This window comes from Streptomyces sp. NBC_01450, assembly GCF_036227505.1.
Lineage (GTDB): Bacteria > Actinomycetota > Actinomycetes > Streptomycetales > Streptomycetaceae > Streptomyces.
In genome coordinates this window covers 2,138,977-2,158,632 of the sequence record NZ_CP109481.1, presented here as the reverse complement: position 1 = coordinate 2,158,632, position 19,656 = coordinate 2,138,977, and the positions used below count along the sequence as shown (strand labels likewise).

Here is a 19,656-nt window from a genome sequence, read left to right as displayed (position 1 = left end):
GGGGGGGCAGAGGGGTCGAAATGTCGAGACACCGCAGTCGGCGAAGCCGAGGCGTCCAGGTCCTCGCCAGTGACGGCCCTGAACTCTGCGCCGGGCTTGCGCATCGCCGGGTACCGTCGGGACGTCGTCAGCCAGCTTGAGCTGCGTTGTCACACGTCATTCCCGGTGAGAGCCAGACGGACGCCGAGGCCGACCATCACCGTCCCGGACACTGCGCCCACCGCGGACAGGCGGCGGGGCGACCCGCGGAACCAGTCACGCGCTGTCCCGGCGAGGAGCCCCCAGACCGAGTCCGAAACCAGAGCGACAGCGGCGCAGACGATGCCGAGGAGCAGGAGTTGCAGCGTCACGTGCCCTGCCGAGCGGTCGACGAACTGGGGCAGCACGGCCGAGAAGATCAGGAAGCCCTTCGGATTGCTCACTCCGACAACGAAACCCTGCCGAACGATGCGCCGCACGTTCGTGGGTGGCCGCTGCTGCGCGTCCGTGACGGCCAGTTCCCCGCGATGCCGCCACGTCTGGACGCCGAGATAGACCAGATACAGCGCGCCTGCGAACTTCAGCACCGAGAACACCACGATCGACCGCGCGACCACGGATCCCAACCCGAAGGCCACCAACACGGCCTGGACCAGCACCCCGCCGTTGTTGCCCACCGCCGTGGCCAGCGCCGCCCGACGCCCCAGCGCCACCCCGCGCCCGACCACGAACACCACGCTCGGCCCCGGAACAGCGATCAGCACAGCGACCACGGCGAGGAAAGCCCAGAAGTGCCCGATACCCAACATGCCGTCAGTCTAGGAGCGTGGGTGACGACTCGGTAGGCGGTAGCGCGGGATCGGCCGTGACATGACTACGGCCGCGCAGATTGAGTGGATTGAGACGTCCTCCTCGGCCCGCGCGGCCTTCGGGTTGAGAAGGCCCGGCTGTCAGGGCCGACGCCTCGTCGCCCGACCCCGTACGACACGACGAGCGGCGCCCCGCGGCCGCGGTTCCGGCCGGCGTCCTGGGCCCGGGCCGTGCGCCTGCGTTGTCGGGCGCCCTCGTCGACGCCGGGGCTGGACCCACGCCAACGCAGTCGCTCGCCGCGCGAGCCACTCGTCCAGCTCACACGGCCGCCCGCGGAATCCCCAGGCTCGTACAGCAGCCTGCACCGCCCCTATCGCGGATGCGTCATCGCGATGCTGACCCGTCGACATGCTCCGCGCGGCAGGCCCCCGTCAGCCGATCTGTTCGGCTAGGGCGACGATGACGCCTGCGGGGCCGCGGAGGTTGCAGAGCCGGTAGATGTTCTCGTACTGCGCTACCTCGCCGAGGAGTTCGGCGCCATGGGCGCGCAGGCGGGCGATGGTGTCGTCGATGTCGTCGACGGCGAACATGACGCGATGCAGGCCCAGCGTGTTGGGCGGAGGGTTCCGCGGCTCGGCGTCGGATACCGCGGGGGCGTGGTACTTGGTCAGCTCCAGCTTGCTGTGGCCGTCCGGGGTCCGCATCATCGCGATGTCGCTCCGGACGCCGTCGAGTCCGACGGTGCGGTCCGCATAAAGGCCTTCGATCTGCGCCTTGCCTTCCAGCTCCATGCCGAGCTCGGTGAAGAAGGCGACAGCCGCGTCCAGATCGTCGACGACGATGGCGACGTTGTCCATCCGCAGAATAGTCATGTCTCTGAGCCTAATGACTCGATACGCGGTAGCGCGGGGTCGGCCGTGACATGACGACGGCCGCACAGGTTGAGTCGACCGGGTGCTGATCACCCTGGTCTGCCTGCGGCCGCAGTTGCCGCACGCGGCGCTGGCCGAGCTGTACGGAGTGACCCGGCCCACCGTTACCCGTGCAATCCACGAGATCTCTCCTCTGCTGGCCGGGCGTGGCTTTGCCGTCCCGCAGCGGCCCGGTGCGCGGCTGCATACCCTGGCCGACGTCTTCGCCTGTGCCGAGGCCGAGGGAGTCGACCTGCGCGTCGACGGAACCGAAGTGCAAGTCCGCCGTCCCCGGGCCGACCGGCCGGGCCGCATGCACGACCGGACCGCCGTGCGCACCGAGGGCATCGCCGAGCAGCTCCGCCTGCACCCGAAGGTGAAAGCCGAGGCCGACGAGGGCTACCGAGGACTGGCCTACGAGTCCTTCGACCAGGTCAGCGCGGTGCCGGCCGGGGCCCGTTCCTACCTGGCCATCGGCCAGTGGGCACGCACCGCCCGGCAGGATGCCCTCACCCGCCTGGGCATTCACCCCCGCGGCCCGCTCGGCATCCGGCGCCCGCCTCGCCGCCCCTCGCCCTCGTACCGTGCGACGACGGACAGATCATCGGCGATCGCGGCAGTCACGACCGCACGCAGCGCGGCGGTCGCCTCCTCCCACCTCTGAAGGCATCCGCGTAGGCATACGTTTCTCCTGTCTCGGCCACATCGGGCACCTCACCGTAACGGGCGACCGCCGACGACGGGGAGAGGGGATATCTCCATGCGCGGCGTCACATGTGTGCGGGTCATGGTGTGTCAGCCGCTGTTACGAGGGCGGGTCTTCTGCCGCCTGTGCGGCCGCCGTGTCGAGGTCCAGCCATGCTTCCTCGGTCAGATCGGTGACGGCCCAGCGGGCAGCGGACACGACCTCCTCAGGGGTACGGAAACCTGCGACCACGCAGGCCACGCTGGGGTCGCGCAGCGGAAACCGCAGGGCGGCGTGAGGGAGTGCGGTGCCGTGTCGACCGGACACCCCGGCAAGGAGCCGAGCACGACGCAGTGCCGATTCCGAGGCGGGGCCGTAGTCGAACGTGGCGTCACTCGCGGGGTGAGGACGGCTGAGCAGACCGGAGTTGAACGGGGCGGCGGCCACCACCGCGACCCCACGTTCGGCGCACGCGTCCAGCAAGGGGCGAGCGGTGCGGTCGAGAAGGGTCCACCGCCCGGCCACCATCACGGCGTCGACCTCCGCCTCCGCGACGATGCGCAGCAGCGGGGCGACCGCGTTCATGCCGACACCGACGGCACCGACGACACCTTGGTCGCGCAGAGCCATCAGCGTGGGCAGGGCATGGTCGAGGGCAGCGTCCAGGTGATCGTCGGGATCATGGACGTAGACGATGTCCACATGGTCCAGTCGCAGGCGATTCAGGCTGCCTTCCAGACTTCGCAGTACACCGTCCCGTGAGTAGTCGGGGCGGCGGACCAGCGTGTCGGGTACGGCGAAGCCTCCTGCCGTCAGGTCGGATCCGGTGGGTGCCGGGTGGGGTTCCAGCAGTCGGCCGACCTTGGTGGAGAGGGTGAACTCCGACCGTGGACGGTGAGCGAGGGCATCGCCGAGCCGCCGTTCGGACAGTCCGAGGCCGTAGTGCGGGGCGGTGTCGTAGTAGCGCACTCCCACGTTCCAGGCGGCCTCGAGGGTGGCCTGTGCCTGGCGGTCGTCGATCGGGCTGTAGAGATTGCCGATAGGGGCGGCACCGAATCCCAGCGTGCTGACACGGACGCTCGTACGACCGAGCGGGCGGGCCTTCACGAGGGGATTCCATACCAGCGCGCGGCCGTTGTCCCGAAGACCGCCCCCCGTTCGTCGGCGCTGAGCTCCTCGGTGAGTGATTCGGCGACAGCCACCACCTCGTCGTACTCGGCGGCGAGCAGGCAGACCGGCCAGTCCGAACCGTACATGAGGCGGTCCGGTCCCATCGTCGCGAACAGTACGTCCGCGTAGGGGCGCAGAGCCGCGGCCGGGGCCCCGCCGGTCCGGGTGACCAGGCCGGACAGCTTCACCGCCACATTCGGGCACTCGGCCAGATCGGTCAGCTGCGCGGTCCAGGAGACGAGTCCGTCCGGGCTCACGACTGGATTGCCTGCGTGATCCAGCACGAACCGGACGTCGGGCAACTCGCGCACGGCCCGCACCGCGGAGGGCAATTGGTCGGGGCGGACGAGAAGGTCGTAGACGAGGCCCGCTGCCGCGACCGACGTGATGCCGCGGCGGACCTCGGGGCGCGCCGGCCACTGTGGGTCGGCCTCGTCCTGGATGCCGTGCCGGATACCGACGAGCGCGGATCCGCCGGGTTGCTCCCGCAGTTCCGCGAGGCGGTCGGCGACGCCGGGTTCGGTCAGGTCGGTCCAGCCCACGACCGCCCGCACCTGCGGGTCCGTACACGTCAGGGCCAGCAGTTCCGGTGTCTCCTCCGGCACGGCGATGGTCTGTACGACGACGGTGGCGTCGATCGCGTTCCGCTCGAGCGCCGGCCTCAGTTCAGCGGCGGTGAAGGTCCGGCGCAGCGCAGGCACGTCGCTGGTCCACGGCTGATCGCGAACTGACAGATCCCACAGGTGGTGATGAGCATCGATACGCACGGTTCGGTCCTTGAGCGTCGAGAAGGACTGGCGAGGGAAAGGCGCACGCACCCGCTGTGAGGAGCGCGGCGCGGGAGCGCCCTCCTCGCAGCGGCTGGAGCGTGAGGTGCGGCCCGCGGACGGCTACGGCGTACGTGGGCTCTCAGTCAAGGTGGAAGATCTCCTCCGCGGGGGCCCACCACTGTCCCTCGGCCGCGGTGTCCAGGGGCCGTTGGCACGGGTCCGTCAGCGCCCACCACTCGCGCGAGACCGGGTCGGCGGCGATCGCCGCGGTGTCAGCGGCGTAGTCGGTGCCCGTGTACTCGAGGTAGCTGAACAGCAGGCCGTCCCGCAGGAAAATGGAGTAGTTACCGATGTTGGCACGCCTGAGGGCTGCCAGGACGTCCGGCCACGCGGCGGAGTGGAGTGCGCGGTACTCCGCCTCCTTCTCCGGACGCAGCCGAATCACGGTAGCGAAGCGCTGTACTTTCATCAGCCCTCCTTCCGCAGCCGCAAGCCGTCCATACCGCCGTCCACGGCCAGGGCGGTGCCCGTGGTGGATGCGGCGCCGGGCGAAGCCAGATAGGCGACCGCTGCGGCGACCTCGTCAGCACTGACCAGACGGCCGTGCGGCTGCCGGGCGGCCAGCGCCGCGTGCTCCGCCGCCGGGTCGTCCGCCCGGTCGAGGATCCGGTTGACCCACGGTGTGTCGGCGGTGCCGGGACTGACGGCGTTGACCCGGATTCCCTCGGGAAGCAGGTCGGCGGCCATCGCCCGGGTCAGGGAGAGCACCGCGCCCTTGCTGGCCGAGTACAGCGCGCGCTGCGGCAGGCCGGCTGCCGCAGCGATCGAGCTGATGTTGACGATCGCCGCGTGGGCCGATGCGCGCAGTGACGGCAGTGCGGCCCGGGTGACCCGCACAAGCCCGAGGACGTTGATGTCCAGAACCTGGTGCCATTCGTCGTCGGTGTTGTCCTCGATACCGCCCTGCGCACCGATCCCGGCACTGTTGACCAGGACGTCCAGCCCGCCGAGGGCTGAGACGGCCTGCTCCACGGCTGTCACGACCGAGGGATCGTCGCCGATGTCGGCCCGGACGTGGACGGCGAAGCCCTCAGGCGCGGCTTCGGCCCGATCGAGCACGGCGACGCGCGCTCCCTGCGCGGCGAGCAGCCGGGCGCTGGCCAGGCCGATGCCCGAGGCGCCGCCGGTGACCAGGGCAGTGAGTCCGTCGAACGTACCCATGTCAGGCCTGCCCGGATGTCTGGCGCTGGTGGCCGCCGTCGCCGATTCCCACTTCCACGATGTCTCCTTCGTACAGGTAGCGTTCATCGGTCAGCCAAGTACCGGATCAGTCGTGCACCCCGATCGTCCGGTCAGAGGTGCCCTTGTCCCACTGGGCGTCGCGTGCGGGGGCCGCCCGGCATCGCGTACCGCATGAGGAAGGATCTGCTTCATCTGGCAGGCAGGACCTTAAGGATGGGATCCATTCTGCGCAACACCCTGACAGGCGTGCGTAGTTTCTGCCATTTTGATGGGGGCTCAGCAGGCCTTCCACCTAAGATCCGTCCGATCACTTCCCAACGCGCGGCGGCAGTGTCATATTGGCGCGTCAATGAATCAGATTAATCCGTGGTGCAAGAGGGGGGTTCGCCTTGGGCGACTCAACGCAGGCTTCCGACAAGCCAGATGATGCGACGTCACATCCCTACCGTCCGGGGTATGAACTGGTTGCGGAACAACTGCTGAACTACATCGCCCAGGAGAACCTGCGCCCCGGCGACCGCCTCCCCACCGAACAGGGCCTGGCCCAGATCCTGGGAGCATCCCGCAACGTCACCCGGGAGGCCGTGAAGGTCTTGGCCGCCATCGGCCGGCTCAATGTGCGGCGAGGCGCCGGTATCTTCGTCGCCGCCTCGGTCGGCGGGCTGCTGGACGACGAACTCTCGCACTTCCGGCCGACCAGCATGGAAGACGTCCGCATGCTCCTGGACTACCGCAAGGTGATCGAGTCGGAGACAGCACGCCGTGCCGCCTCCCTCGCCACCCCGATCGAGGTCCGGGCCATACGGGAGAGCGCGGAAAGCACCCTCACAGCGGCCACGCTGAACGACGTGGACACCTTCGCCAAGGCTGATGCGGCCTTCCACGACGCGGTGGGCGCCGCCTCGCACAACGTGTTCCTGAGGTCGAGTGTGGCCGGTGTGAGGCGCTTGGCATCCCAGTCCGACGTGCTGCTCTTCCACGGTGACGTGCCCGGATCGCTGGAAGTCGCCGCGAATCAGCATGTGGCCATAGCGGAGGCGGTCGCCGCGGGGGCGGCCGATCTCGCCGAGCGGCTGATGGTGGAACACATCGCCACCACGCAGAGCCAGTTCGAGAAGAAGATTCGCGACCGGCTGTTCAGTCCCGGCGCTCACGCGGCCGCTGAGGCACCTCCGGGGCCTTCGAGGAGCGGCAGCACCGGGACTCCACCGCCGTCCGCGGAGGCACCAGCCTCGTAAACCGGCCGGCCCCACATGTGCCGCAGCACAGCGGTCGAGCCGCCCAACGCCCTGGAAGTCCCGGTGGACGACCGGTACTCCCAGGTATCAACCTCCCTCAGGCGATTGGATACGTGTGTCTCATCCGTCTGCGCGCAGGGGCGCCTTCGCGCCGCTGCGAAGAAGTTTCACGGCCGCCTTCTCGGTGGCCGCGGTGGCAGCCCTGCTGACTGCCGTGCCGGCCCAGGCAGCTCCCCGGTCGCCGGACCTCGATGTCTATGTCTCTCCAACCGGCCGGGACGTGGGCTCAGGTAGTGCCGCACACCCTTTCAGGACGTTCGAACACGCGCGGGACTACGTACGCGACGTCAAGCAGAACGCCAAAGGCGACATCCATGTCCGGCTCATGTCCGGTACCTACCGGCTCAGCCGTACGTTCGCCCTGACCGCCCGGGACTCCGGCCGCGACGGACACGAGATCGTCTACGAGGCCGCCCCCGGCGCACAGCCGGTGATCAGCGGAGGCGAGCGGATCACCGGCTGGGTTCCGGCCGACGGAGCAGGACGGGTCTACAAAGCCAAGGTGGGCGACATCGACACCCGCCAACTCTATGTGGACGGCGAATTGGAGACCCGGGCGCGCAGCGCCAAGAACCCCTCCGGCTTCAGCAAGACGTCCACCGGCTACGCCTTCACCGACCCCGGCCTCAACACCTACAAGCGTCCCTCGGACCTGGAGGTCGTCAGCTCCTGGGGCTGGAAGCTGATGCGCTGCCCCGTGCAGTCGATCGCCGACAACAAGATGACCATGCAGCAGCCCTGCTGGCACAACGCCCATCTCCAGCAGGGCCAGGAGATCCAGAACCCGACCTGGCTGGAGAACGCCCGCGAACTGCTGGACACGCCCGGTGAGTGGTACCTGGACAAGGGCGAGGGCGAGATCTACTACATGCCCAAAGCCGACCAGAACCTGTCCACCGCGACCGTCACCGTGCCGCTCGTGCAGGACCTGGTGGACATCAACGGCACCAGGACCGACCCGGTCAGCGACGTGTCCTTCCGCGGCATCACCTTCTCCTACTCCACCTGGCTCGCGCCCAGTTCCTCCGAGGGCCTCATCGAGGGCCAGGCCGGGTTCCGGATGGTCGGCAACGACCCCGACTTCGACGCGACCCGCCTGAAGTGGCAGAAGACGCCCGGCACCGTCAACGTCAACTACGGCCACGGCATCGGCTTCGAGGGCAACACCTTCACCCATCTCGGCGCGGTCGGGCTCAACCTGAACACCGGTACCCAGGGCTCCGACATCACGGGCAACGTCTTCCGCCAGATCGCCGCCACCGGCATCCAGATCGGCGGGGTCGCGGTGATCGACGCTCACCCCGACGACCCCCGGGACATCACCAAGGACACCACGGTCGACAACAACGTGGTCACCAAGGTCGCCGACCAGTACAACGGCTCCATCGGCATCCTGGCCGGCTACACCGACCACACCGTGATCACCCACAACAAGGTCTACGACCTGCCCTACACCGGCATCTCCGTCGGCTGGGGCTGGGGCCTCACCGACCAGGGCGGCAACAGCAACTACCCGGGAAATCTGGGCGTACCGGTCTGGGACACCCCCACGACCAGCCGCGACACCAAGGTCACGGACAACGAGATCTACGACATCATGAAGTCGCAGGCCGACGGCGGTGCCATCTACACACTCAGCACCGACCCCGGCGGCGTGGTGTCCGGCAACTACATCCACGGCATACCGTCGCCCGCCTACGGCGCGATCTACCACGACGAAGGCAGCCGGTACTGGACGAACACCGGCAACGCCCTGTGCGACGTCGCCTACCAGTGGCTGTTCCTCAACCACGGCATGGACATCGACGCCACCGGCAACTTCACCACCCAGCCCGCCTACTCCGCCCAGGCCAACAGCACGGGCAGCACCATCAGCGGCAACACCACCGTGGGCTCCTGCGGCCAACTGCCGGCTTCCGTGGTCAACAACGCAGGCCTCCAGCCGAGTTACCGCCACCTCGACCCGGGCCCCGACGTCTCGGACCACCAGGCGCCCAGCACGCCCGGCACTCCGACCGCGGTCGCCGCTTTCCCGACGGTGGCAGACCTCACCTGGACGGCAGCCACCGACGACACCGCGGTCACGGGCTACTCCGTCTACCGCGACGGCACGCTGATCAGCGCCACCGGCAAGACCTCGGTGCGCCTTTCGGGCCTGACCGCCGGGAAGACGTACACCTTCCAGATCACCGCACGTGACGCCGCCGGCAACGAGTCCGAGCCCAGCCAGGCGCTGAAGGTCACCATGCCCTCCGGCACGGACCTCGCCCTCAAGAAGCCCCTCACCGCCTCGTCGTACTCGGAGGACAACACCCCCCAGAAGGCGGTGGACGGTGACCTGTCCACGCGCTGGGCACAGGGCCTCGGCCTGCCCGACCCGTCCTGGATCCAGGTCGACCTCGGCGCCTCGTACGACGTGAACGGCGCGATCACGACCTTCGAGAAGGCCAGCGGCTACAAGTACCGCATCGAGGTGTCACCCGACGAGGTCCACTGGAAGACACTCGCGGACCACACCGCCGCGAACACCACGGCGGCGACCGACTACGCCCACACCGACGATCCGGTCGCCGGCCGCTTCGTCCGGCTGACCGTCACCGGATCCAGCTGGAACGGCGGCAGCATCTACGACTTCCAGGTCTACGGCACTCCCCGGACCGTCACGGACCACACGGCCCCCACGGCACCCGGACAGCCCACGGTCAAGCCGCTGCTGCCCGGCCTCGTGGACGTCAGCTGGCCCGCGGCCACCGATGACACCGGCGTGACCAGCTACGTCGTCTACCAGGACGGCAAGCGGATCGGTGTCACCGACGCCACCACCCTGCGGGTCTCCGGCCTGACCGCCGACACGGAATACTCCTTCACCGTCGTGGCACGCGACGAGGCGCTCAACGCCTCCGACCCCAGCGAGGCGGCTGTCGTCACCACGCCGGCCGACCACGACCTGGCCCTGAACAAGCAGGTCACCGCCTCGTCGACGTACTCCAACGACTACGCGCCCGAGAAGGCGGTGGACGGGGATCTCGCCACCCGCTGGGCACAGGGCTCGGGCCTGCCCGACCCGTCCTGGATCCAGGTCGACCTCGGCAAGGACACCGGCGTCTCCAGCGTGGTGACCACCTTCGAGAAGTCCGGCGGCTACAAGTACCGCCTGGAGTACTCCACCGACGGCACGACCTGGTCGATGTTCGAGGACCACACCTCCGCCGCCACCTCGTCGTCGGCCGTCTACTCCTTCGCCGACAAACCCGTCACCGCACGCTACCTGCGCCTGACCGTCACCGGTTCCAGCGGGAACGGCGGCAGCGTCTACGCGCTCCAGGCGTACGGCGGCTTCTGAGCACTCCGCCTCCGAGCCGACACCTTTCCCACAGAAAACGAAAGCCAGGATGAAAATCACCCATGTCGAAGTACACCGGATCGATGTTCCGGCAGCCAGTCCGCCCTTCCGCTGGCGCGACGGGCTGAGCGGAAGCGCTCCGGCGGGCGACGGCGCAGTCCTGCACATCGGGACGGACGAGGGAGCCGAGGGAGTGGCGGTGTTCGCGCGTCCGGGCGCCTACGCCACCCTTCGGGACCTGGTGGACCTGGTCTTTCGTGCGGAGTTGGTCGGAGCCGACCCGTTCCAGCGGGAATGGTTGTGGCACCGGGTGTGGGAGCTGGACCGTATCCACGAACTCCCGCTCCCCACCTTGGGCCTCATCGACATCGCCCTGTGGGACCTGGCCGGCCGCTACCACGGCCAGCCGGTCTGGCGCCTGCTCGGCGGCTTCCGGGAAGCCATCCCCGCCTACGCCTCCACCTCGACGTTCTCCAGCGTCGCGGAGTTCCTCGACGTGGCGGACCAGTGCCTGGCCCTGGGATATCGCGGTATCAAACTGCACGCCTGGGGCGACGCCCGCCGTGACGCGGAACTGTGCCTGGCGCTGCGCGACCACGTCGGTCCCGACGTCCCTCTCATGTACGACGGATCAGCGGGCTTCGACCTGCCCGACGCGATCCGGCTGGGGCGGGCACTCTCCGAGGCCGACTATCTCTGGTACGAGGAGCCGATCCGCGAATTCAGCATCTCGGCCTATCAGAAGCTCGCCGAGACCGTGGACGTACCGCTTCTGGTGGCCGAGACCTCCGACGGTGCGCACATGAACGCGGCGGACTTCATCCGGGCCGGTGCCGCCACCTTCGGTGTTCGGGCCGGCACCACTCTCCGGGGCGGTATCACCGGCGCCATGCGCACCGCGCATCTCGCCGACGCCTACCGTCTGCGGGCCGAGGTGCACGGTTCGGACATCCCCAACCACCACCTGTGCATGGCCATCTCCAACACCACCTACTACGAGTCCCTGGTGACCTCGGTGAACGTTGTCCGTGAGCGCCACGTGGACGACCAGGGCCTGGTGCACGCCCCCACGGGGCCCGGCATAGCCCTTCCTCTCGATTTCGGCTACGGCAACGAGCTCCTGCCGTTCGTCGAGCAGCAGCACTGAACAGAAAGGCAAGACAATGGGGTCTTCCAGATCTCCGAGAACCGGCCGACGTCACTCCCTGCTCCGCACGGCGGCCGTCACGCTGTCACTGGCCACCACGGCCGCCCTGGCAGGCTGTGCCAGCGCCGACACCTCCACCCATTCCTCCTCCGGGCAGTCGGCGTTCAAGCCGGCCGCGCAGAAGGAGGGTTCACAGATAACGGTGTGGGCCGACTCGACCAGACTGCCGTCGGTGCAGGCGTACCAGAAGTCGCACCCCGACGCGAAGATGAAGATCGTCACGTACGACGGCGGAGCCGACGGATCGGCGTATCTGCAGTCGAAGGTGCAGCTGTTCGACCGGACCGGCAGCGGGTGGCCGGACGTGGTGTTCGGCACGCCGACCGACGTGACCTGGGCGTCGAAGGCCACCAAGCCCGGCGCGCAGCCGTTCGCCGCACCCCTGGACGAGAAGCTCGTACCGAAGAGCACCCTGGACGGGTTCGCCAAGGGATCGCTGACGCCCTGTCAATTCAACGGCCACACCTACTGCATGCGCAATGACATCGCGCAAGTCCTCCTGTGGTACAACAAGCCCCTCATGGACAAGTGGGGATACAAGGTTCCCACCACCTGGCAGGAGTACGAAGCCCTCGGCAAGCAGGTCGCCAAGGACCATCCGGGCTATCTGGTCGGCTCGGTCGGCGACACCAACTCCCATGAGTCGTACTTCTGGTCGGGGCAGTGCCCCGCGTTCAGCCTGGTGAAGCCCGACACGCTGCGCACCGACCTGCAGGACCCGAAGTGCACCCGGATGGCGAAGCTGCTGGACAACCTGATCAGCGCCAAGGCCATCGCCACGCAGGGCTTCTTCAGCCAGGGATTCGCCAAGACCAGCGGCAGCAAGGTCCTGATGGCCTACGGCCCTTCCTGGTACGGCCAGTACCTCTTCAAGGCCGGCTTCAAGACCCCGGCCAAGCAGATCGCCGCGGCGCCCCCTCTGACATGGAAGGGAGAGAGCACGACCGCCACGGGCAACGTCGGCGGCGGCGTGTGGATGGTGTCCTCGCACAGCGCCAACCTCAAGGCGTCCACGGACCTGGTCACCTGGCTGACCACCTCCGACGAGAACCAGGCCACCGCGCCCACCTATCCGGCCTACACCCAGGCCGCGAAGGCCTGGCTGGCCAACCCGGCCAACAGGAACTACTTCGCCAATGATGTGAGCGAGCCGTTCGAGCAGGCCGCGAACGAGGTGTGGACCGGCTGGTCGAACACCAAGTTCTCGGACTCCACCGCCTGGTCCAGCGTCGTCCTGCCGGCTCTGACCTCCGGAAAGAGCCTGACCGACACGCTGCCGGCCTGGCAGCAGGAGATCGCCAACGAGGCCAAGACCCAGGGCTACAAGGTGGTCGATCAGTGACCTTGCTGGAGACCGAGCGCGTCGCCGTCTCCCCCTTGCGCCGCGGCACCACGCCGCGGCGCAAGGGCCGCGGTCGCGCGGGATACTTCTTCGTCGCCGGCTACGCGCTGCTGCTGCTCGCGTTCGGCGTCTTCCCCACCGGGTACGCGTTCTACCTCGCGTTCACCAATGACCGAGGCCAGTTCACCGGGCTCAACCAGTTCGTGAAGGTCATCCAGGACTACCGCTTCGCCCCGGCCTTCACCCACATGCTGATCTACCTGGTCATGTGGCTGGTGACCCTCGTCGTCCTGGTCGTACTGACCGCTGTGGTGCTGCGCAGCCGCGTGCGCCCGGGCACATCGGCGCTCTTCCGCTTCCTCTACTACATCCCTGGCGCCCTCGCCGGAGTGGCGAGCGTGCTGGTCTGGCTGTTCATGCTGGACCCCGCCCTCAGCCCGGTGTCCTGGCTGCTCACCAGCATGGGGTTGAAGACGTTCGCCGCCGTCCTGGCGCCCGGCAACCTGCCGCTGATCCTCATGTTGATCGCCTTCTGGACCGGTGCCGGAGGCTGGATGGTCGTGATGTACGGGGCTTTGAACAACATCCCCGACGAGGTGCTGGAAGCGGCCCGCATGGACGGCGCGGGCCCGTGGCGCACCGCCTGGCACATCCAGATCCCGATGATCCGGCAGTGGATCGTCTACATGACGATCATGGCTTTCGCGACGGGCACCCAGTTGTTCGTGGAGCCCCAGCTTCTCCAGACCGCCAGCCTCGGCCGGGTGAGTCCCACCTGGTCGCCGAACCAGCTCGCCTACGTCTACGCCTTTCAGCAGGGCGACTTCAACGGCGCCGCCGCCATCTCCGTCGTCCTCCTTGCCGTGGGCCTCCTCGCCGCCGGGCTGCTGGTCGCTCGCTCGAACCTGTTCAAGTTGGATGAGAAATGACACAGACCGCTCTCTTCCTGACGGCCGTGAGGCGGCGTATCCGTCCTTCCAGGACCCTCCCCTTCCTGGTCGTAGGACTCCTCCTGGCCTTCCTGCTGGTGTTCTTCGTACTGCCGGTGATCTGGCTGCTGCTGGCCCCGTCGAAGACCGCCGGCGAAGTGGTGCGGGACAACCCCCTGTCCTTCGGCTCGTTCCATCAGATCGGCACGGCCTGGCGGCACCTGTTCGCCTTCCAGGACGGCGCCATGGTGAGGTGGCTGCGTAACTCGGCCGTCTACTCGGGCGGTTCGCTGATCCTGACGCTGGCCGTCAGTGTTCCGGCCGGCTACGCGCTGGCGCTGACGAACTTCCGGGGACGCAAGACGCTCCTCGTGATCACCCTGGTCACCATGATCATGCCGCAGGCCACCCTGGTGCTGCCGGTCTTCCTGGAACTCAACCGCTTCCACCTGATCGGCACCGTCTGGTCGGTGATACTCCCGTTCTCCTTCTACCCGTTCGGCGTGTACCTGGTGTACATCTACTTCGGGAGCAGCCTCCCCAGGGACCTGCTGTCCGCCGCGCGGATCGACGGCTGCACGGAGTGGCAGCTCTTCTCCCGCATCGCGCTCCCGCTCGCCAAGCCCGTGATCGGACTGGTCGCGTTCTTCAGCTTCGTCGGCAACTGGAACAACTTCTTCCTGCCGTATCTCGTCCTGCCGAACAGCGAGCAGTTCCCCGTCCAGGTGGGCCTGAACCAACTGCTGACCTCGACGCCGTCCTTCAACCCCGTCGCCGGCGCCGGACTGAACGTCACCATCCCCGAACTCGCCCTGGCCATCATCATCGCCATCCTGCCCGTGCTGGTGCTCTTCGTCTTCTCGCAGCGCACTCTGGTGTCCGGGATGCTCGCCGGAGCGAGCAAGGAATGAGCGCCTCCGTGACGCCTTCCCTCTTCACCCACCCCCTGTCCGCAAAGGAGACCGTGTGTACCGGCTCGATCCGCGCTACGCCCCCGCCCCGCAGGCCGTCCTCCACACGGGATGGCAGGCAGTGGCCTCCCAACTCCCCGACGGCCCCGCGGTGGTGGCCATCGACGGGCCCCCGTCCGTCGACTGGTCCCTCCTCGTCGATCGCCTCGCACATGAGCTGACCGGGCGCGGTACCCCCGTCACCCTGCTCGACATACGGAGCCACTACGCACGGCCGGCGCTCGTCAGGAGCCGCACCGAACGGCCGGCAGACGCCGACGACCCCTACTTCCGCGGGCTCGCCGACAATCCCCTCAACGACCTCTTCGAGACCCTCCCGGTATCCGCACCGCCGAAGGAAGGGCTGCTCCTCGTCCACGGGCCCGGCGCCGCCCTCGTGGAGCACGACCTGCTCTGGTACGCCGATGTGCCCAAGCGATACGCGGAGGCCGCCGTCGGCGCGGGCGAGCCGGGCGCCAACCTCGGTCTGCCGGGCGAGAAGCCCGACTTCAGACGGCTGTTCTACGTCGACTGGCCGATGATCGACCAGCACCGGGACTCGCTCGCACGCCGCCTCGACGCCTGGCTCGACATGCAGAGCCCCGACCACCCGGCGTGGCTCGACGGAGCAGGCCTGCGCGCCACGTACGCCGCTCTGGCCCGCCAGCCCGTCCGCACCCGCCCGTACTTCAACTCCACGCCCTGGGGCGGCCATTGGGCACAGCGCGAGCTCGGCTTCAACCCCGACGCCGACAACACCGCGCTCGGCTACGAACTGATCGCGCCCGAGGCCGGCATCCTCATCGGCACCGGACCTCAGGCCCAGGCCGAGGTGCCGTTCCAACTCATGTGCGTGCTGGAACCGGACGACGTGTTGGGGGCACAGGTGCATGCCCGCTTCGGCACGTCCTTCCCGATCCGCTTCGACTACCTGGACACCGTCGGCGGCGGCAGCCTCTCCGTGCACTGCCACCCGAAGGAGTCGTACATGCGGGAACGTTTCGGCTGGGACTACACCCAGCACGAGACGTACTACCTGACCCTCGGCAGCACCGACACCAAGGTGTTCCTCGGCCTGCGCGAGGATGCCGACGTCGACGTCTTCCGCAAGGAGGTGGAGCGGGCCGTCACCGACGGAGTCCCCATGGACCCCGAGGACCACGTCCTGGCCTTCCCCGCCGAGCAGGGCCGGCTGTTCATGATCCCGGCGGGCACCCCGCACGCCAGCGGCGCGGGCAACCTCGTGCTGGAGATCAGCGCCACCCCCTACCTGTACAGCCTGAGGTTCTACGACTGGCTGCGACCCGGTGCCGACGGCAATCCGCGCCCTCTGCCCTACGAGCACGGGTTCGCCAACCTGGAGACCGGACGACGCGGTGCGGCCGTCGCCCGCGACCTGGTGCAAGAGCCCCGCACCCTGCGCGAGGGCACCGGTTGGCGGGAGGAGGTCATCGGCGCGCTGGCCGAGATGTTCTATGAGGTCAGGAGGTTCGTGCTCGACGCCGACGCCGAGGCGGCCGACGACACGCAAGGACGGTTCCACATCCTGAACGTGGTGGAAGGGGAAGGCGTCACGGTGCACACGGCGGCCGGAGACCGGCACGAACTCGCCTACGCGGAGACGCTCACCGTGCCGGCCGCGGTCGGCCGCTACACCCTGCGAGCGGCCGCTGGCGGCCCGGTGCGTGTCGTGAAGGCGTTGGTCCGTTGATTCCGGTCCTGGAGATCGGCGGCACCCATGTCACCGCGGCGCTCGTCGACCTGCGCGACGGGCGTATCACCAGCCGTACGCGCAAGCCGCTCGACGCGGACGGCGCTGCCGACGACATCCTCGGCTGCGTACGACACTGCGCCGACGGGCTGTCGGTACCTCCAGGTGCGCGGTGGGGCGTGGCGGTGCCCGGGCCGTTCGACTACGCACGGGGGGTCGCCCTCTTCAAGGGCGTGGGCAAGTTCGACGCCCTGTACGGGATGGACGTGCGAGCAGCACTCCTCGACGGACTGCGACAGCGTCCCGGCGACGTCGTGTTCCTCAATGACGCCCACGCCTTCCTGACCGGCGAGTGGTCCGCGGGTACCGTCCGCGGGCACCGCCGCGCCGTGGGCATCACGCTCGGCACCGGTGTCGGCTCGGCGTTTCTCGCCGACGGCCACATCTGCGACAACGGTCCCGGCGTACCACCCGAGGGGCGGATGGACCTCACCGAGATCGGTGGCCGGCCGCTGGAGGACACCGTCTCACGCCGGGCGATCCTCTCCCGCTACGGCGACCCCACCGCCGATGTGCACGACATCGCCGGACGAGCCAGGGCGGGGGAGGAACGGGCCCAGCGGGTGCTGGACGACGTCTTCACCGCACTGGGCGTCGTGCTGGGCCCGCGCCTGGTGGACTTCGGCGCGACCGCCCTGGTCGTCGGAGGCTCCATAGCCCGCTCCTGGGACCTCGTCGCCCCCGCTTTGTCCACCGGTCTCGTGACCGGAGGCTGGACGCCGGACGACCCACATGCCGACGCGGATTCACCAGCTCCCGGAGCCCCGAAGTGCTCCGTAGGAGACGCGCTACCTGGTCCGGGTCACTCCTTGGCGGGCGGCGCACGGCGTACTCGTGCGATGAAGCCTGCCGGCCCCGCGGGGGACGCCGCACTGGTGGGCGCGGCCCGCGCGACGGTGGCGTGAGACCGACGAAGCTGACGCATTTCCACTTCGCCGAGGCCGCGATGAAGTCTCCTCGGCGGAACCCCGAAGACTGGGTGTCATGACTTCGAGCAACACTTCCGGCTCCACCATCCACCCCTACACCCGTGAGATGGCGATGATCCACCAGGTGTTCCGCCGAGAGTCGCGCCTGCTGGTCGAACTCGTCCAGGACGTGCGCCCCGCCGACACCGCCCGATCCCGGATCCTCGCCGAACACTGGCGGCTGTACTCCATCGGCCTGCACGCCCACCACACCGGCGAGGACGAGATGCTGTGGCCGGTGTTGCTGCCCCACCTGGACCTCGATGCCGAGCAAGTCCTGGCGATGGAGGCGCAGCACCGCGAGCTCACCGAGGGGATCGCCGAGGTCCAGGGGCTCATGGACCGGTGGCAGGCACAGGCCCTGCCCGGGTGCTGTGGAAGCTTCTCGGACAGCGGCAGTACCGCCGCGAGACCGACCGGATCCGCGGTCGGCGCACGACCGCTTGACGTGCCCTCACTGTCCGGCCGCCCGCCCCCCGCTTCTTCGACGCCCAGACCGCCGGCGCCACCGACGAACAGCTCCAGGCCGTCGTCGGCGAAGGCCTGCAGGAGATCTACTTCCGTGACCGCGGACGACGCGCCGACGGTCCACACGTCGAGTTGACCGGCATCGACAACATCGAACTCGGCTTCGAACGAGGGTGGAGAGATGGCTCCATCGCGCATCAAGTGTGGCTGAGCGCTCGAGTTGGCACCTGATCGCTTCAGTTGGCGCTTCTGAGCATCAGAGGTGGCGAGGCGGCTTGAGCCGCCGTCGCGTTCCCGGCCGCGCCTGCCTGGCGGGACCCGCCACGGGCCAGGACGTTCTGGCGGAAAATTCGTGTGCAGCGAAGGCCTGGGCGCGTTAGGGTCGCCCGTATGAACGTCACCGGCCGAAGCATCATCGCGACCGCGCGAGCGACCAGCTCGCCGGTTGCCGCCGCCTGACCTTCCCCCTTTCCCACCGGCGACCGGAAACGGCCCGTCGGTGGTTCCGTGGCGTTCTTGGCTTCTTGCCCCGGATGTGACGACCAGCGCGGTCCCGTTATCCGGTGCCTCCCCCGCTGTGACGCGAAGGAGCCACCCTCATGAACACAGAGAAGATTGTCCGCACGTTCGTCGAGTACTTCGAGGAGCGTGATCACCGCCGGATCACCGGCTCGACGCTGCTGCCACCCCCTGGCGACTCGGTGCTGTTCACCACCTCCGGCATGCATCCGCTCACCCCGTATCTGGAGGGGCGCCCCCATCCACTGGGCCGGCGGCTGGTCAATGTGCAGCGCTGTCTGCGCACCACGGACCTGGAGGAGGTCGGCGATGCCACCCATCTGACTGTCTTCGAGATGCTCGGCACCTGGTCGCTGGGCGACTACGAGGGCTCGCTGAGTCTCGACTGGGGGTACAGACTGCTCACAGATGGACTGGGTGTCGATCCGGGCCTGCTGCATGCCACCGTCTACGGCGGTGACGACCAGACCGGGCCAGACACTGCTTCCCTGCAGTTGTGGCAGGACCGCGGCGTTCCCGTGGAGCTCACCGTGGAGGACAACTGGTGGTCCAACGGACCGGTCGGCCCGTGCGGCCCCGACTCAGAGATCTTTCTGTGGAGCGGTGATACCCCACCCCAGTCGACGCCCACCCGCGACGACCGCTGGGTGGAGGTGTGGAACCACGTGATGATGCGCCATCGTCGACTCGAGGACGGCTCCCTCGTACCGCTCCCCCAACGCAACATCGACACTGGGCTCGGCCTGGAGCGGCTGGCCTCTCTGCTGCAGGGCAAGTCGTCAGTGTTCGAGTGCGACGTCTTCGACCCCTGGCGCCGTCTCGTGCCGGCCCTGTGGCCACTGGACGAACCGTCGCTGCGCCTGGTCTACGACCACCTGCGCTCAGCCATCGTGGTACTCGGCGACGGGGTGCGCCCGGCCAACACTGGACGAGGTTACGTGCTCCGCCGCCTGGTGCGACGGGTGCTCACCGTTCTGTGGCGGGACGATCCGTCGCGCGGTCTCGGAGACCTGCCGGACGAGTTGGTCTCGCATACCCTGGACCGCTTCCGGCAGGAAGTGGATCCCAGCGACGTGCGCCGACTGCTGCTCGATGAGGAGCGCCGGTTCAGTCGGCTCCTGGAACGCGGTCGGCAGGTGCTTGCCCGATCCCGGTTCCAAGGCCCGCTGAGGGATGAGGACTTCCACTACCTCCACGACACCCACGGTCTGCCTCGTGATCTGGTCATGAGCCTGCGGCAAGAGTGATGGCGGGGGGAAGGACTCTGTTGCTCGATGCAGGCCGTTAGCCTGTC

Annotated in this window: 17 protein-coding genes; 11 read left to right on the top strand and 6 right to left on the bottom strand. The window is 68.4% G+C overall.

Features of this window, described 5'->3' with window-relative positions; all coding sequences use genetic code 11:
* Window positions 1-149: 149 nt before the first annotated feature.
* Window positions 150-788, bottom strand: a complete 639-nt coding sequence (locus tag OG568_RS58385; RefSeq protein ID WP_329538081.1) for a LysE family translocator — start codon at window positions 786-788, stop codon at window positions 150-152.
* A gap of 432 nt (window positions 789-1,220) precedes the next feature.
* Entirely contained in the window at window positions 1,221-1,661 is a 441-nt protein-coding gene (locus tag OG568_RS58380) for a VOC family protein (protein ID WP_329538080.1), read from the bottom strand.
* 82 nt (window positions 1,662-1,743) lie between these two features.
* On the opposite strand from OG568_RS58380, the gene OG568_RS62025 reads away from it, so the two are divergent.
* Window positions 1,744-2,364, top strand: a complete 621-nt coding sequence (locus tag OG568_RS62025; RefSeq protein ID WP_443077961.1) for a transposase family protein — start codon at window positions 1,744-1,746, stop codon at window positions 2,362-2,364.
* Between the two features lie 141 nt (window positions 2,365-2,505).
* On the opposite strand, the gene OG568_RS58370 is transcribed toward OG568_RS62025, so the two are convergent.
* The 4 genes from OG568_RS58370 to OG568_RS58355 form a co-directional block, all read right to left on the bottom strand.
* Complete coding sequence (locus OG568_RS58370; protein ID WP_329538079.1) at window positions 2,506-3,492, bottom strand: aldo/keto reductase; 987 nt, start codon at window positions 3,490-3,492, stop codon at window positions 2,506-2,508.
* Window positions 3,489-4,322: an amidohydrolase family protein gene (locus tag OG568_RS58365; protein WP_329538078.1), complete on the bottom strand. Its 834-nt coding sequence runs from the start codon at window positions 4,320-4,322 to the stop codon at window positions 3,489-3,491. The genes OG568_RS58370 and OG568_RS58365 overlap by 4 nt, the downstream gene beginning before the upstream one ends.
* A 142-nt stretch (window positions 4,323-4,464) precedes the next feature.
* Window positions 4,465-4,794 carry an L-rhamnose mutarotase gene (locus OG568_RS58360; RefSeq protein ID WP_266435048.1) on the bottom strand — a complete coding sequence of 110 codons (330 nt, stop codon included), beginning with the start codon at window positions 4,792-4,794 and terminating at the stop codon, window positions 4,465-4,467.
* The gene (locus OG568_RS58355) at window positions 4,794-5,546 is read right to left on the bottom strand and encodes an SDR family NAD(P)-dependent oxidoreductase (RefSeq protein WP_329538077.1); all 753 of its coding nucleotides are present in this window, start codon (window positions 5,544-5,546) and stop codon (window positions 4,794-4,796) included. Before OG568_RS58355 ends, OG568_RS58360 begins: the two co-directional genes overlap by 1 nt.
* Window positions 5,547-5,956: 410 nt before the next feature.
* On the opposite strand from OG568_RS58355, the gene OG568_RS58350 reads away from it, so the two are divergent.
* The 10 genes from OG568_RS58350 to OG568_RS58305 all read left to right on the top strand — a co-directional run bounded on the left by OG568_RS58350 (window position 5,957) and on the right by OG568_RS58305 (window position 19,609).
* A complete protein-coding gene (locus OG568_RS58350) occupies window positions 5,957-6,805 on the top strand; it encodes a FadR/GntR family transcriptional regulator (protein WP_329538076.1) in 849 nt (282 codons plus the stop codon).
* A gap of 385 nt (window positions 6,806-7,190) precedes the next feature.
* Window positions 7,191-10,208 carry a discoidin domain-containing protein gene (locus OG568_RS58345; RefSeq protein WP_329538313.1) on the top strand — a complete coding sequence of 1,006 codons (3,018 nt, stop codon included), beginning with the start codon at window positions 7,191-7,193 and terminating at the stop codon, window positions 10,206-10,208.
* A gap of 49 nt (window positions 10,209-10,257) precedes the next feature.
* Window positions 10,258-11,355 (top strand): enolase C-terminal domain-like protein, encoded by a 1,098-nt coding sequence (locus OG568_RS58340; RefSeq protein ID WP_329538075.1) that lies wholly within the window; start codon window positions 10,258-10,260, stop codon window positions 11,353-11,355.
* Window positions 11,356-11,371: 16 nt separating this feature from the next.
* On the top strand, window positions 11,372-12,757 hold the full coding sequence (locus OG568_RS58335) for an ABC transporter substrate-binding protein (protein ID WP_329538074.1): 1,386 nt from the start codon (window positions 11,372-11,374) through the stop codon (window positions 12,755-12,757).
* Window positions 12,754-13,686 (top strand): carbohydrate ABC transporter permease, encoded by a 933-nt coding sequence (locus OG568_RS58330; RefSeq protein WP_266592457.1) that lies wholly within the window; start codon window positions 12,754-12,756, stop codon window positions 13,684-13,686. Before OG568_RS58335 ends, OG568_RS58330 begins: the two co-directional genes overlap by 4 nt.
* Window positions 13,683-14,597: a carbohydrate ABC transporter permease gene (locus tag OG568_RS58325; RefSeq protein ID WP_329538073.1), complete on the top strand. Its 915-nt coding sequence runs from the start codon at window positions 13,683-13,685 to the stop codon at window positions 14,595-14,597. Before OG568_RS58330 ends, OG568_RS58325 begins: the two co-directional genes overlap by 4 nt.
* Before the next feature lie 55 nt (window positions 14,598-14,652).
* On the top strand, window positions 14,653-16,347 hold the full coding sequence (locus OG568_RS58320) for a class I mannose-6-phosphate isomerase (RefSeq protein ID WP_329538072.1): 1,695 nt from the start codon (window positions 14,653-14,655) through the stop codon (window positions 16,345-16,347).
* Window positions 16,344-17,312 (top strand): ROK family protein, encoded by a 969-nt coding sequence (locus tag OG568_RS58315; RefSeq protein WP_329538070.1) that lies wholly within the window; start codon window positions 16,344-16,346, stop codon window positions 17,310-17,312. The genes OG568_RS58320 and OG568_RS58315 overlap by 4 nt, the downstream gene beginning before the upstream one ends.
* A 79-nt stretch (window positions 17,313-17,391) precedes the next feature.
* Window positions 17,392-17,979 carry a hemerythrin domain-containing protein gene (locus OG568_RS58310; protein WP_329538069.1) on the top strand — a complete coding sequence of 196 codons (588 nt, stop codon included), beginning with the start codon at window positions 17,392-17,394 and terminating at the stop codon, window positions 17,977-17,979.
* A 463-nt stretch (window positions 17,980-18,442) separates the two neighbouring features.
* Entirely contained in the window at window positions 18,443-19,609 is a 1,167-nt protein-coding gene (locus OG568_RS58305) for an alanine--tRNA ligase-related protein (protein ID WP_329538068.1), read from the top strand.
* Window positions 19,610-19,656 lie beyond the last annotated feature (47 nt).

Excerpts from the sequence above, each read along its gene's own strand:
- OG568_RS58360 (WP_266435048.1), bottom strand. The coding sequence starts at position 4,794 with ATGAAAGTACAGCGCTTCGCTACCGTGATTCGGCTGCGTCCGGAGAAG.
- OG568_RS58310 (WP_329538069.1), top strand. The coding sequence starts at position 17,392 with ATGACTTCGAGCAACACTTCCGGCTCCACCATCCACCCCTACACCCGT.
- OG568_RS58340 (WP_329538075.1), top strand. The coding sequence starts at position 10,258 with ATGAAAATCACCCATGTCGAAGTACACCGGATCGATGTTCCGGCAGCC.
- OG568_RS58325 (WP_329538073.1), top strand. The coding sequence starts at position 13,683 with ATGACACAGACCGCTCTCTTCCTGACGGCCGTGAGGCGGCGTATCCGT.
- OG568_RS58335 (WP_329538074.1), top strand. The coding sequence starts at position 11,372 with ATGGGGTCTTCCAGATCTCCGAGAACCGGCCGACGTCACTCCCTGCTC.
- OG568_RS58355 (WP_329538077.1), bottom strand. The coding sequence starts at position 5,546 with ATGGGTACGTTCGACGGACTCACTGCCCTGGTCACCGGCGGCGCCTCG.
- OG568_RS58345 (WP_329538313.1), top strand. The coding sequence starts at position 7,191 with ATGTCCGGTACCTACCGGCTCAGCCGTACGTTCGCCCTGACCGCCCGG.
- OG568_RS58385 (WP_329538081.1), bottom strand. The coding sequence starts at position 788 with ATGTTGGGTATCGGGCACTTCTGGGCTTTCCTCGCCGTGGTCGCTGTG.
- OG568_RS58305 (WP_329538068.1), top strand. The coding sequence starts at position 18,443 with ATGAACACAGAGAAGATTGTCCGCACGTTCGTCGAGTACTTCGAGGAG.
- OG568_RS58380 (WP_329538080.1), bottom strand. The coding sequence starts at position 1,661 with ATGACTATTCTGCGGATGGACAACGTCGCCATCGTCGTCGACGATCTG.